Source organism: uncultured Deefgea sp., assembly GCF_947072475.1.
Lineage (GTDB): Bacteria > Pseudomonadota > Gammaproteobacteria > Burkholderiales > Chitinibacteraceae > Deefgea.
In genome coordinates this window covers 16,367-28,843 of sequence record NZ_CAMTIA010000013.1, presented here as the reverse complement: position 1 = coordinate 28,843, position 12,477 = coordinate 16,367, and the positions used below count along the sequence as shown (strand labels likewise).

At 45.3% G+C, this 12,477-nt stretch carries 13 protein-coding genes; all 13 read right to left on the bottom strand.

Annotation, left to right across the window (positions count from 1 at the left end; genetic code table 11):
- Position 1 precedes the first annotated feature (1 nt).
- Complete coding sequence (gene lpxA / locus Q0V82_RS06535) at positions 2-778, bottom strand: acyl-ACP--UDP-N-acetylglucosamine O-acyltransferase (RefSeq protein ID WP_297573838.1); 777 nt, start codon at positions 776-778, stop codon at positions 2-4.
- Between the two features lie 7 nt (positions 779-785).
- Complete coding sequence (fabZ, locus tag Q0V82_RS06530; protein WP_297573837.1) at positions 786-1,250, bottom strand: 3-hydroxyacyl-ACP dehydratase FabZ; 465 nt, start codon at positions 1,248-1,250, stop codon at positions 786-788.
- A complete protein-coding gene (lpxD, locus tag Q0V82_RS06525; RefSeq protein WP_297573836.1) occupies positions 1,228-2,301 on the bottom strand; it encodes a UDP-3-O-(3-hydroxymyristoyl)glucosamine N-acyltransferase in 1,074 nt (357 codons plus the stop codon). Before lpxD ends, fabZ begins: the two co-directional genes overlap by 23 nt.
- A 2-nt stretch (positions 2,302-2,303) precedes the next feature.
- The gene (locus Q0V82_RS06520) at positions 2,304-2,789 is read right to left on the bottom strand and encodes an OmpH family outer membrane protein (RefSeq protein WP_297573834.1); all 486 of its coding nucleotides are present in this window, start codon (positions 2,787-2,789) and stop codon (positions 2,304-2,306) included.
- 13 nt (positions 2,790-2,802) lie between these two features.
- Positions 2,803-5,097, bottom strand: a complete 2,295-nt coding sequence (bamA, locus tag Q0V82_RS06515; RefSeq protein ID WP_297573832.1) for an outer membrane protein assembly factor BamA — start codon at positions 5,095-5,097, stop codon at positions 2,803-2,805.
- Between the two features lie 26 nt (positions 5,098-5,123).
- Entirely contained in the window at positions 5,124-6,467 is a 1,344-nt protein-coding gene (rseP, locus tag Q0V82_RS06510; RefSeq protein ID WP_297573830.1) for an RIP metalloprotease RseP, read from the bottom strand.
- Complete coding sequence (gene ispC / locus Q0V82_RS06505; RefSeq protein ID WP_297573827.1) at positions 6,461-7,669, bottom strand: 1-deoxy-D-xylulose-5-phosphate reductoisomerase; 1,209 nt, start codon at positions 7,667-7,669, stop codon at positions 6,461-6,463. The genes rseP and ispC overlap by 7 nt, the downstream gene beginning before the upstream one ends.
- Positions 7,670-7,687: 18 nt before the next feature.
- A complete protein-coding gene (locus tag Q0V82_RS06500; RefSeq protein ID WP_297573825.1) occupies positions 7,688-8,515 on the bottom strand; it encodes a phosphatidate cytidylyltransferase in 828 nt (275 codons plus the stop codon).
- A 10-nt stretch (positions 8,516-8,525) separates the two neighbouring features.
- A complete protein-coding gene (gene uppS, locus Q0V82_RS06495; protein ID WP_297573823.1) occupies positions 8,526-9,284 on the bottom strand; it encodes a polyprenyl diphosphate synthase in 759 nt (252 codons plus the stop codon).
- A 28-nt stretch (positions 9,285-9,312) separates the two neighbouring features.
- Positions 9,313-9,870 carry a ribosome recycling factor gene (gene frr / locus Q0V82_RS06490; protein ID WP_297573935.1) on the bottom strand — a complete coding sequence of 186 codons (558 nt, stop codon included), beginning with the start codon at positions 9,868-9,870 and terminating at the stop codon, positions 9,313-9,315.
- A 70-nt stretch (positions 9,871-9,940) separates the two neighbouring features.
- The gene (pyrH, locus tag Q0V82_RS06485; protein WP_297573821.1) at positions 9,941-10,660 is read right to left on the bottom strand and encodes a UMP kinase; all 720 of its coding nucleotides are present in this window, start codon (positions 10,658-10,660) and stop codon (positions 9,941-9,943) included.
- An 86-nt stretch (positions 10,661-10,746) separates the two neighbouring features.
- Positions 10,747-11,631 (bottom strand): translation elongation factor Ts, encoded by an 885-nt coding sequence (gene tsf / locus Q0V82_RS06480; protein WP_297573932.1) that lies wholly within the window; start codon positions 11,629-11,631, stop codon positions 10,747-10,749.
- A 91-nt stretch (positions 11,632-11,722) separates the two neighbouring features.
- Positions 11,723-12,448, bottom strand: coding sequence for a 30S ribosomal protein S2 (rpsB, locus tag Q0V82_RS06475; protein ID WP_226762652.1), 726 nt, complete (start codon positions 12,446-12,448; stop codon positions 11,723-11,725).
- Between the last annotated feature and the right edge of the window lie 29 nt (positions 12,449-12,477).

Here is a 12,477-nt window from a genome sequence, read left to right as displayed (position 1 = left end):
ATTAACGAACAATCCCACGTTTGGCTTGATCAAAGAAATCGACAAAACAATCTAAAGCCGGTTCATTTTTTGCCATTTCACGAATTTGAATGATTGCATCGCTATAAGCAATACCGTCGCGATACAAAATTTTATACGCTTTTTTGACCGCCAAAATCGCCTCAGGACTAAACCCTCGACGCTTTAAACCTTCGATATTAATACTACGAGCACTGGCCCGATTGCCTTCGCACATCACAAAAGGCGGTAAATCTTGCACAATAATAGAGCCACCACCCGCCATCGCATGCGCACCAATGACACAGAATTGATGGACTGCGGTGAGTCCACCCAAAATAACAAAATCACCGATAGAAACATGACCTGCCAAGGTTGCATTATTGGCCAAAATCACGTTATTACCCACCATGCAATCATGCGCAATATGCGCATAAGCCATAATCCAATTGTCATTACCCACAATGGTATGGCCACGATCTTGCGATGTTCCTACTGAAATCGTCACATTTTGAAAAAATGTATTGCGATCCCCTATCGTTAATTGGGTGGGCTCACCGTTATATTTTTTATCTTGCGGCACACAACCAACAGAACAAAAAGAATGAAATAGATTATTTTCACCAATTTGAGTGTGACCTTCAATCACGCAATGCGCTTCAACTACGGTACCTGCAGACAATTTAACATTGGGCCCAATAATAGAATATGGGCCAATCGTTACGTCATCAGCTAGAACAGCATTTGAATCGACCAGCGCAGTAGGATGAATTCTTGGCATATATTTCTTAAGTATTAGGTGTAACTTCGCGCTGAGCGCACATTAAATCAGCTTCACAAGCTAATTCATCGCCAACGTAGGCTTTAGCAACGTACTTCCAAATCCCACGTTTACTGGCCACAATTTCAGCTTTTAAAATCAATTGATCGCCAGGAACAACTTGACGCTTAAAGCGCGCATTATCAATGCCCGCATAAAACAAAATCGTATCTTCTGACGGGGCAGGCTCAATGCTTTTAAATGTTAAAATACCTGCAGCTTGCGCTAATGCTTCTAAAATTAACACCCCTGGCATTACTGGATATTTAGGGAAATGTCCTTGAAAAAAAGGCTCATTCATTGATACATTTTTCAATGCAACAACCGATTTTCCTTTTTCTAATTCCAAAACACGATCCACTAATAAAAATGGGTAGCGATGTGGCAAATGCTTCATGATGCCAACAATATCAATAGGTTCCATTTGTTCCATTTGTTTCTCCTTCCTGCTCAGATGCATTCACTAAGCATTGTTTCTCGATTTTTTTAACACGCTTAGCCATTTCATCTAAACGCCGAAACTGCAATACATTCCTCGCCCATGACGCATAAGGCATCACAGGTACGCCGCTGGCGTAAACGCCCGCTTCAGTTAATGAAGACGGTACGCCATTACCCGCTAATAAAGTAATCCGATCCGCAATCTCGATATGACCGGCAATCAACACCCCACCACCGATTAAGCAATTAGCGCCAATATTTGTTGAACCAGCAATGCCCGTGCATGCGGCAATGGCGGTATGTGCGCCGATAGTGACGTTATGCGCCACTTGGATTTGGTTATCTAAGCGCACACCATCGGCAATCACGGTATTGTCCAAAGCCCCACGATCTATCGTCGTATTTGCGCCAATTTCTACGTGCGAGCCAATCTGTACTCGGCCAATCTGCGGGATTTTCTCCCAGTGCTGTCCGGCCCAAGCATTACCAAACCCATCAGATCCAATCACTGCGCCACTATGGATTTCAACATAATCAGCAATTTCAGTGTCGGCGTAGACCACGACCCGTGCATGAAATAGACAATTGGCGCCAATTTTAACATTTTGGCCAATCACAGTGCCCGCTTGTATTAGTGTATTGGCACCAATGACAGCGCCTGATTCAACCACCACCAAAGGACCAATCTCAGCGCTTGGATCAATAATCGCATCATCAGCCACAATGGCTGAATGGTGGATTTTCCCTTGTGCTTTAGGCGCTGGGTACAATAAAGACAATACCCGTGCAATAAACAGCTGAGGATCTTTAATGATGATTTGCGAACACTGCAATTGCGGCTCAAACTGCTTTAATACCAAAGCAGAGGCTTGGCATGCTTTCGCCTGATTTAGAAATTTATTTCCCAAACAAAATGACAAACAACCTTCTACTGCAGAATCTAGTGATGAAATAGCAGAAATCTCTACATCTTCTCCACGTAATTCACCACCAAAAGCGCTAATTAATGCCGATAATTTATATAACTTTATTATTTCAAGCACGATTATTTATCTACCAATAGTTTCAAGACTTTATCAGTAACGTCAATCTTTGGATTACGATAAACCGCGTCTTGAACCACTAAGTCTAGTTTTTCGCCTTCGGCGACCGTGCGAATCGCCAAATTAACGCGTTCTTGCAAGCCCGCCAATTCTTCATTACGCCGAGCATTTAGATCTTCATTGATTTCACGCTGCATACGCTGAAAGTCTTGATTTAATTTAATCAGTTCGCGCTCTTTAATTCGACGGTCACTTTCTGGAATATTGTTTTTATCCAAAATTTGTTGCAATGATTTGCCTTGCGCCGAAACCCTTTGCATTTCAGCGCGTCGCGGTTCGAACTCTTTTTCTAGTTTTTTAGCGGCGCGAACTGCTGGCGATGCTTCGCGTAGAATGCGTTGCGTATCAACAAATCCTATTTTGGTATCAGCAAAAACACTTGCCGCAGCGAGCAGTAAAAAAATTGGCCATAATTTTATTAACTTCATTGTTCTCATCTCTTTAAAATAGCTGGCCAATTTGGAACTGAATCGATTCAGTTTTTGCGGTCGCTGATGGATTAATCGGATGTGCATAAATGAGTTTCAGTGGGCCAATTGGCGAAATCCAAGTAAAACCAACACCGACTGAATGTTGAATCGAACTAAAAGTAATGTCTTGATCATAACCCCAAACATTACCCGCATCATAAAAAGCACTTAAGCGCATTGATTTATCGTCTTTCATGCCAGGAACTGGTGCAAAGACTTCAAAATTATTCACAAATCGCGTCGAGCCACCCATGCTGTTATCGGTGTTATCAATCGGCCCTAAACTACCTGATTTATAACCTCGAACCGAATTCACACCACCGGCATAGAAGTTTTTATAGAATGGATATTCATTCGAATCGCCATAAGATCCACCGTAACCTACTTCCATATTCCACATAAATGTAAATGGTTTTTTAGTCGGTAGCGAGTAGAAATATTGGCTCTGTAAATTTAATTTATAATAATTAATATCTGACGGAGGAACGCCTAACTCTGCAGAAGTCTTAAACAAAAAGCCTTTGGTTGGAAATACCGCAGAATCACGAGAATCAGTGGCCCAATTGGCATTTAACGAATAAATCGCGGCGCTTTTACCATACTCTTTAATGTAATCAAGCACATAATCAGGAGAGAGCTCTGATACTTTGAAGTCCATAATTTCAGCATTGATACCCAAACCAATTGAATTGTATTCAGTAGTTGGCATGCCAAAATTAAATCCGACCCCTTTTGATTGCGTTTGATATTGCCCTAAATCCATCACACCTGGATCAGTATCACGTAAATAAGCCGTCCAACCAAAAGAAACACCATCGGGTGTGGCGTATGGATTATTCATCCCAAATGCCAATACTTTAGAGGCTTGACTGGTATTCACTTCAGCAGAGAATCGTTTGCCGGTGCCCAAGAAGTTAGCTTGAGAAATAGAAGCTTGAAATAAAGCCCCTTCGCCTTGCCCGTAACCAACACCGAAATTTAAGTTACCGGTTTTCTTTTCAACGACATTAATATTCATATCCACTAAGTCCGAACTTTCCGGTACGACAGGGGTATCAATATTCACTTCGCTAAAGAAATCGAGTTGTTGCAAACGCTCTTTGGTTCGTTTGATGTCGGCCAAATTATATTCAGCAGACTCCATTTGGCGCACTTCACGGCGCAGCACTTCGTCTTTGGTTAAATTATTTCCATAAATATTAACGCGTCGAACTGATGTTTTTTTGCCAGGATCAACAAAGAAAGTAAATGCGACTGTTTTTTTCGCTTCATCAATCGTTGGCACCGCATTTACATTCGGAAATGCATGCCCTTCTTTACCCAGACGATCTGAGATTGCTGCAGTGGTTTTATTAATGGTGTCGCGAGAAAAGATTTCACCGGTCTCTGCAGCAACTAAAGCTTTTAATTCTGCCTCTGGTAAATCAAAATTACCGGCAAAACTAATATCACCGGTGCGATATAAATCACCTTCACGCAAATTAATGGTCAAAAACACATCGGCTTTGTCTTCAGATAAAGCGACTTGTGTTGATTCAATCGCAAAATTTAAATAGCCATTATCAAGATACAGTGACTTGATCGCCTCTAAATCAGCACCAAATTTTGGCTTTGAATATTGGTCGGTTTTGGTATACCACGTCATCCACGTTGGCGTAGTCAGTGACATTTGGCTAATTAAATCATCTTGCGAGTAAACTTTATTACCGACAAAATTAATTGATTTAATTTTAGCAACATCACCCTCAGCAATATCGACTTGCACCCCGACACGATTACGATCTAATTTTGTCACCGTGGTTTTCACATCGACCGAATAACGGCCGCGGGCATAATACTGCTGCTTTAATTCATTGACCGCAGCATCTAACACCTCTTGCTGAAAAATCCGCCCTTCGGCCAGATTTTGTCCTTTAAATGCCGCTTTAACTTGTTCTTTTTCTAAGAGCTTGGCGCCATTGACATTAATTTGCGCCACTGTCGGGCGCTCTTCAACCGTAATGACGATTACATTTTTGTCGACTTCGATACGAACATCATCAAAAAACCCAGTTGCAAATAAAGCACGAATGGCTTCACTGGCCTGAGTTTCATCAAATTTATCCCCCACTTTCACCGTGAGGTAATTAAATACCGTTCCAGGATCGGTTCTTTGTAAACCTTCAACTCGGATATCCTGGACAGTGATAGGGTTAAAAGCTTGAGCAGCAAGGCTGATGCTGGCAAACGCCGCTGCGACCAGCACGTACATAGGTTTAAATTTCATCGGTCGATTCGTCAACAGGTTAGAGATTAGCCTAAGCCAAACAAGAAGCGCTGAGCGTCATTAAATAACGCCAACGCCATTAACATCAGCAATAAAAAAATGCCAATTTTTTGCAAAATCACCGTAAGCCAAACAGCAATAGTGCGCCCAGTGAGCAATTCGTAGCCATGATACAGCAAATGACCGCCATCCAAAATCGGTACTGGCATCAAATTAAGCACACCCAAGCTGACACTGATTAAGGCCAAACACTGCAGGTAAGCTACCCAGCCCATTGCTGCACTCTGACCGGCAAATTCAGCAATCCCCAATGGGCCACTGATTTGTTTTGGCGAAATGGCACCGATCAACATTTTTCCGAACATTTTCACGGTCAAAATCGACAAATCATAGGTTTTCTCCACCCCTGCCAACAAGGCTTGCACGGGCGACAATTGAATGGTTTGCTGCATGCTTTGATACCAAGCGGCATCATTGGTGGGACTGACGCCGATTCGGCCTATTTTTTTACCGTCTTTATCAATGACATCCGGCGTGATCGTCAAATCCAATGTTTGTGCGCCACGCCGAACTTGTAGTTCAAAAGGCTGGCTGGGGTTTTGAACAATGTAACGTTGGAAATCCAACCATGAGGCCAAGGGCTGCTGATTGAGCAGCAACGCCACGTCGCCCACTTGCAGCCCCGCGCGCGCTGCCGCGCCTTTTTCTTGCACATAGGCTATTTGAGTGGTCGTGGCATATGGCGAGAGCCCTAAACGGCTCAAAATGTGCTGATCAAAGTCTTCACTACTTAATGAGCGCAAATCCAAAGTCATCGATCGTTCGCCCTGCGGCGTATCGACATCCAGTTTAAGTTCACTCTGGCTCGCTGCACCAAATACACTCACTTGCGCCTGATCCCAGCTTTGCACCGCATCACCGTTAACGCGCTGTAGCACATCACCGGCGCGTAAACCCGCTTTTGCGGCAATGCTTTCTATGGCCACGGTGCCGATCAATGGCTTTAACGTCACGACACCGTAGGCATAAAGTCCGGCATAAATCAGTGAGGCCAATAATAAATTGGCAAAAGGACCGGCAAAGGCGATGGCCATTTTTTTTGCTGGATGCTGGGTATTAAAGGCAAATTGACGCAACTCTGGCGCCACCTCACCTTCAGACTCATCGAGCATCTTGACGTAGCCACCCAAAGGAATGAGGGCGATTTGCCAAGTGGTTAGACCGCGCTTCCACTGATAAATTGGCCGACCAAATCCAATGGAAAAAGTTAATACCCCTACCCCGCATCGCCTTGCAGCCCAATAGTGACCGAACTCGTGAATGAATACCAGTAGACCAATCGCAACAATAAATGCAAATAAAGTTAGCATGTACCACCCATTTGCAGAACAATTTCTTGCGCAACACACCGTGATTGAGCGTCAACATCGAGCAACTCTTCAATATTGCCGGCCGGCCGCAGCGCCAATTGACTCAGTGTGCTTTCAATCACGTGTGGGATTTGAGTGAACAAAATCGTCGATTCTAAAAAGGCCGCCACCGCAACCTCATTGGCGGCATTAAGCACCGCTGGCGCAGCACCGCCGGCTTTAAGCGCCTCATACGCCAAATTTAAACAAGGAAACCGCGCAAAGTCCGGCGCAGTAAAATCCAACCGGCCGACCGAAAATAAATCTAATGCCTTCACGCCGGCAGCAATGCGCTCAGGATAAGCCAAGCCATAAGCAATGGGCGTGCGCATATCGGGCGAACCCAATTGCGCCATCACCGATCCATCACGGTATTGCACCATGGAATGGACCACACTTTGTGGATGAACCACCACCTCAATCTGTTCAGCTGGGGCATTAAATAACCAGCGCGCCTCAATGACTTCAAGTCCTTTATTCATCATGCTGGCCGAATCGACTGAGATTTTTCGCCCCATTGACCAATTCGGATGCTTCACTGCTTCTGCGGCGGTAATTTGCGAAAAAGTATCCAGCTCACGAGTCCGAAATGGGCCGCCCGATGCTGTCAGTAAAATCTTTTCAATTCCGGCATCTGCCAAGGTATAGGCGTAAGGATTTTCTCGATAAAAAGGAGGTAACGATTGAAAAATCGCATTGTGTTCACTGTCAATCGGCAATAACACGCTGCCTGAGCGTGCCACGGCGTCCATAAATAATTGCCCCGCCAAGACTAAGGTTTCTTTATTGGCCAGCAAGACCCGCTTGCCTACTTGTGCCGCAGCCAGCGTTGCCGACATCCCCGCCGCACCTACAATCGCCGCCATCACTGTGGTCACTTCCGGCGCGGTTGAAATTTGCACCAAGGCTTGAGGGCCATAACTGACTTCAGTGCTTAAACCACGCGCAATTAAACCTTTTTTTAAGCGTTCGGCACTTTGCTCGTCCAGCACAACAGCATGCAAAGGGCGATGGGTTTCACACGCAGCAAGTAACTTATCAATTTGCGTCGCGGCGCTCAGCGCATAAACGCGATAACGCTCAGGGTGACGCCCAATGACGTCCAATGTGTTACTACCAATACTGCCCGTCGCACCGAGAATAGTGACAATTTGTTGCTGCATGATTATCCAATCGCTTTTTTACAAAGGCATAAGGTGGAGTAAGTAAATCGCCGCAGAGATGGGTAAGATGGCCAACAAACTATCGACACGATCCAATATGCCGCCATGTCCTGGCAATAAATGACTGCTGTCTTTGATACCGCGCTGACGCTTTAATAAAGACTCAAGCAAGTCACCCATCACGCTCGCAGCGGTGAGCACCAACGCAAAAACAGCCCATACGACCATTTGTGCGGTTTGGCTTTGTAAAACAACAATGCTGGGTAACAATAGAAATGGCTTGGGTATAAGCAGGCAATAGCAGACAACAGCCAGTGCGCCACCATATACCCCCTCCCAACTTTTACCTGGGCTGATATTGGGCGCTAATTTTTTTTTGCCAAATTGCTTGCCAGAAAAATACGCAAATGAGTCGGCGACCCAAGCAATGGCCATTACACACAATAAGGGCCAACCATTGCCGCGCAATACAATCATCGCAAGACCGGCAGGGATCAATAATGCCCAACCGCTAAAAGCATTTAGATTGCCCACTGAATTTAAAGGCCATTTAAATTTCAGCCAGAATGGCACCAAACACAGCCAAAAAACCATCGATGCCAACAACAAACCATAAATAAAATGAATGGGCGCAAAACGAGAGCAGAGCAAAAACAAAACCGCCGTCAACAGGGGGTAACACTTGGAAAAACGGCCATGCATACCGACTAGATTTTTCCATTCCCAAGCGGCCAGCCCCATTAGGAGGGCGCAAAACACAGTCCACCCCATTGGTGGCAATAAAAACAGCGCTGCTAAAACCAGCGGCAACAACAGTAACGTAGTTAAAACACGGGTTTTCAGCATATATAATTATTTATTTTGATTCATCTAGTTGTTCACTGATACGCCCAAAGCGTCGCTCTCGCCCTTGATACCATGCAATGGCATCCAGCAAAGGCTCACGACCAAAGTCCGGCCAAGGCAAATCAGTAAAATAAAGTTCGGTGTAGGCCAACTGCCATAGCAAGAAATTACTTATTCTTTGCTCACCACCAGTACGGATAAATAGATCAGGATCGGGCGCATAAGCCATCGCCAGATAAGGCTTCAAGTCTTCTTCGCCAAACTCGCAAGCTCGCTCAGGATGCTCAGCCAGCAAGCGATGCGTTGCTTGCAGCACATCCCAATGCCCACCGTAATCGGCCGCAATGGTCAGCATTAAACCATCATTGCCTGCCGTTTTAGCTTCTGCATTTTCAATCATCGTTAATAATTCAGCCGAAAAATGACAGCGATTACCAATGATTTTTAATTGAATATTGTTGCGATACATCCGCTCAACTTCAGTTTGCAAGACTTGCAAAAACAGCCCCATCAAAAACGTGACTTCTTCCTCAGGGCGACGCCAGTTTTCACTCGAAAAAGCAAAAACAGTCAGGCATTGCACGCCCAATTCTTTGCAGGTGCTAATCACCTCACGCAAAGAATCAACCCCCTTTTTATGCCCATAAACACGGGGCATCAGACGCTGTTTAGCCCAGCGTCCGTTACCATCCATAATGACCGCAATATGTTGAGGAATTTTACCCGCTAAAACCTTGGGTTCTTCGCGTTCGCGAGAGAATAAAGCCACGTTTCTTACCGCCTAATCAAATCGACTTTTATACCGTCAAAAGTTCTTTTTCTTTATCTGCAAGCTGCTTATCGAGCTCTGCAATATATTTGTCAGTCAGTTTTTGCACGTCATCCTGACCGCGACGCTCGTCATCTTCAGAAATGTCTTTATCCTTGAGCGCGCGCTTCATTTGATCATTGGCATCGCGGCGTACATTACGCAGTGCAACCCGTGCTTCTTCGGTTTCATTGCGCACCACTTTAATTAAATCTTTACGACGCTCTTCAGTCAGCATCGGCATCGGCACGCGAATCAAATCACCTTGCGAGGCGGGGTTTAAGCCCAAATCACAATCACGAATGGCCTTTTCAACCTTAGCCACCATCGGTTTTTCCCACGGCTGCACACCAATCGTACGTGAATCAATCAGCGTCACATTCGCAACCTGACTCACTGGTACCATACTGCCCCAGTAATCCACCTGTACATGATCTAGCAAGCCCGTATGAGCACGCCCAGTACGAACCTTAGCCAAGTCCGTGCGTAGTTTTTCAGCCGTTTTTTGCATTTTGGCTTCGGTGGTTTTCTTTAGATCTGCAATCATCATTTACCTCTTGCTGCAATAAAAAACAGGCGGAACATCGCTCCGCCCGTCGCCCTGCGAATCAATACGCTTAGCAGTGTACCAGCGTACCCTCATCTTCCCCAAGCACCATACGCTTTAATGCGCCGGCTTTAAAGATGCTTAATACGCAAATATTCATTTTCTGATCGCGGCACAAAGCAAATGCCGTCGCATCCATGACCTTCAAATTACGACCAATGACTTCATCAAACGTCACAGTTTGATAACGAATGGCATCCGGATTCTTTTTAGGATCATCGGTATAAACGCCATCCACTTTGGTCGCCTTGATGACGATATCAGCGCCCATTTCCATGCCACGCAGCGCAGCTGCAGTGTCGGTGGTAAAAAATGGATTACCCGTACCGGCACCAAAAATAACAACTTTATTTTCTTCTAGATATTGAATGGCCTTACCGCGAACATACGGCTCGGCAACCTGAGCGATGGTCAGCGCAGATTGAACACGTGAAATAATGCCTGCACGCTTCATCGCATCTTGCAATGCCAATGCATTCATGACGGTGGCCAGCATCCCCATGTAATCAGCAGTAGCGCGATCCATGCCCGACGCTGCAGGCGCAACGCCGCGAAAAATATTGCCACCACCGATGACGATAGCGACTTGAACGCCCAAATCAACAACGCTTTTCACTTCCTGCACAATCCGGTCGATCGTAGCTCGGTTAATGCCGTAGCTATCATCCCCCATTAAGGCTTCACCGGAGAGCTTCAACAAAATGCGTTTGTATTTTGTGGTTTGACTCATGTATTTATCCTTTTACAGTGCGTGGTCGTGGTCGTACAAACGCCGCACGTCACCGTGCGGCGTCATTTCAAAGCCTAAGACTAGACTTAAAGCTGTGCAGCTGCTGCAACTTCAGCAGCGTAATCTACCACTTTTTTCTCAATGCCTTCACCAACAACAAACATGGTGAAACCAGCTACTGTGGCTGATTTAGATTTCAGCAATTGCTCAATAGTTTGTTTGCCATCATCGGCTTTAATAAACACTTGGTTGACTAAAGTAATGTCTTTCAAGAACTTGTTCACAGTACCGTCAGCAATCTTAGTGAGCATTTCTTCTGGCTTGTTGTCCGCTTTAGCGCGTTCGATCGCAACACGGCGCTCAGTTTCGATCAACTCAGGATCAACACCGCTGGCATCCAACGCTTTAGGTTTTGCCGCAGCGATATGCATCGCGATGTCTTTACCCAAAGCTTCGTCGCCGCCGATCAAATTGACCAACACACCGATTTTTGCGCCGTGCAAGTACGTTGACAACTCACCTTCAGTTTCGTAGCGCGCAAAACGACGTACAGTCATGTTTTCGCCTAGTTTAGCGATCAATGCTTTACGTGCTTCTTCAACGGTTTCGCCTGTCGCCAATTGAACGGCAGACAAAGCTTCAACATCAGCGGCATTAGATTCTGCGGCAGCTTGAGCAATGCCTTTAGCAAAAGCAACAAAACCATCATCTTTCGCAACAAAGTCTGTTTCGCAGTTAACTTCAACCACCGCGCCTACTTTTTTGTCGGCAGAGATAAACGAGGTAATAACACCTTCAGCAGCAGTACGACCAGCCATTTTTGATGCTTTATTGCCTGACTTAATACGCAATAGTTCTTCTGCTTTTTTGATGTCGCCCTCAACTTCAACCAAAGCTTTCTTGCATTCCATCATGCCAAGGCCGGTTAATTCACGTAGCTCAGCAACCATTTTTGCAGTAATAGACATTATGTATTCTCCTGAATAGGGATTTCAGTTTATTCGGTAAACATTACAAAAAAGGGGCAGACGCCCCTTTTTCTTGGTTTCAGCGATGAGCGACTTACTCAGCAGCAGCTTCGGCAACCGCAGCAGCCAACGCTTGTGTTGCTTGGTTACGACCTTCAAGTACTGCATCAGCAGCAGCACGAGCGTACAAACGAATAGCACGTGAAGAATCATCGTTACCAGGGATTACGAAGTCAATACCTTCTGGGCTGTTGTTGGTATCAACAACGCCAATCACTGGGATACCCAATTTAATGGCTTCAACGATCGCGCCTTTTTGATAGCCAGTATCGATAACGAAAATCGCATCAGGCAAACCGCCCATCTCTTTAATACCACCTAATGAGCGCTCTAGTTTTTCAACATCACGTTTCATCATCAACAATTCTTTCTTGCCGTAGCCACTGCCTTCAGCATTTTCCAGAACCGCTTTCATTTCAGTCAGGCGTTTGATTGATTGCTTAACTGTTTTAAAGTTAGTCAACATACCACCCAACCAGCGGTGATCAACGAAAGGAGCGCCTGCACGAGCTGCTTCTTCAGCGATGATTTCGCGGGCCGCGCGTTTTGTACCAACAAACATTACATTGCCTTTGTTTGCAGACAATTGACGGATGTATTTCATCGCGTCTTCAAACAATGGTAATGTTTTTTCTAAGTTGATAATGTGAATCTTGTTGCGTGCACCGAAGATGTACTTACCCATTTTCGGGTTCCAGTAACGGGTTTGGTGGCCAAAGTGAACACCAGCTTCGAGCATATCGCGCATACTTACAGACATTTAATTCTCCAATGTGTCTTAGGGTTAGG

Bases quoted from the DNA above. Each gene is read 5' to 3' on its own strand.
- lpxA (WP_297573838.1), bottom strand. From the start codon at position 778: ATGCCAAGAATTCATCCTACTGCGCTGGTCGATTCAAATGCTGTTCTA.
- fabZ (WP_297573837.1), bottom strand. From the start codon at position 1,250: ATGGAACAAATGGAACCTATTGATATTGTTGGCATCATGAAGCATTTG.
- Q0V82_RS06520 (WP_297573834.1), bottom strand. From the start codon at position 2,789: ATGAAGTTAATAAAATTATGGCCAATTTTTTTACTGCTCGCTGCGGCA.
- bamA (WP_297573832.1), bottom strand. From the start codon at position 5,097: ATGAAATTTAAACCTATGTACGTGCTGGTCGCAGCGGCGTTTGCCAGC.
- rseP (WP_297573830.1), bottom strand. From the start codon at position 6,467: ATGCTAACTTTATTTGCATTTATTGTTGCGATTGGTCTACTGGTATTC.
- ispC (WP_297573827.1), bottom strand. From the start codon at position 7,669: ATGCAGCAACAAATTGTCACTATTCTCGGTGCGACGGGCAGTATTGGT.
- Q0V82_RS06500 (WP_297573825.1), bottom strand. From the start codon at position 8,515: ATGCTGAAAACCCGTGTTTTAACTACGTTACTGTTGTTGCCGCTGGTT.
- frr (WP_297573935.1), bottom strand. From the start codon at position 9,870: ATGATTGCAGATCTAAAGAAAACCACCGAAGCCAAAATGCAAAAAACG.
- pyrH (WP_297573821.1), bottom strand. From the start codon at position 10,660: ATGAGTCAAACCACAAAATACAAACGCATTTTGTTGAAGCTCTCCGGT.
- rpsB (WP_226762652.1), bottom strand. From the start codon at position 12,448: ATGTCTGTAAGTATGCGCGATATGCTCGAAGCTGGTGTTCACTTTGGC.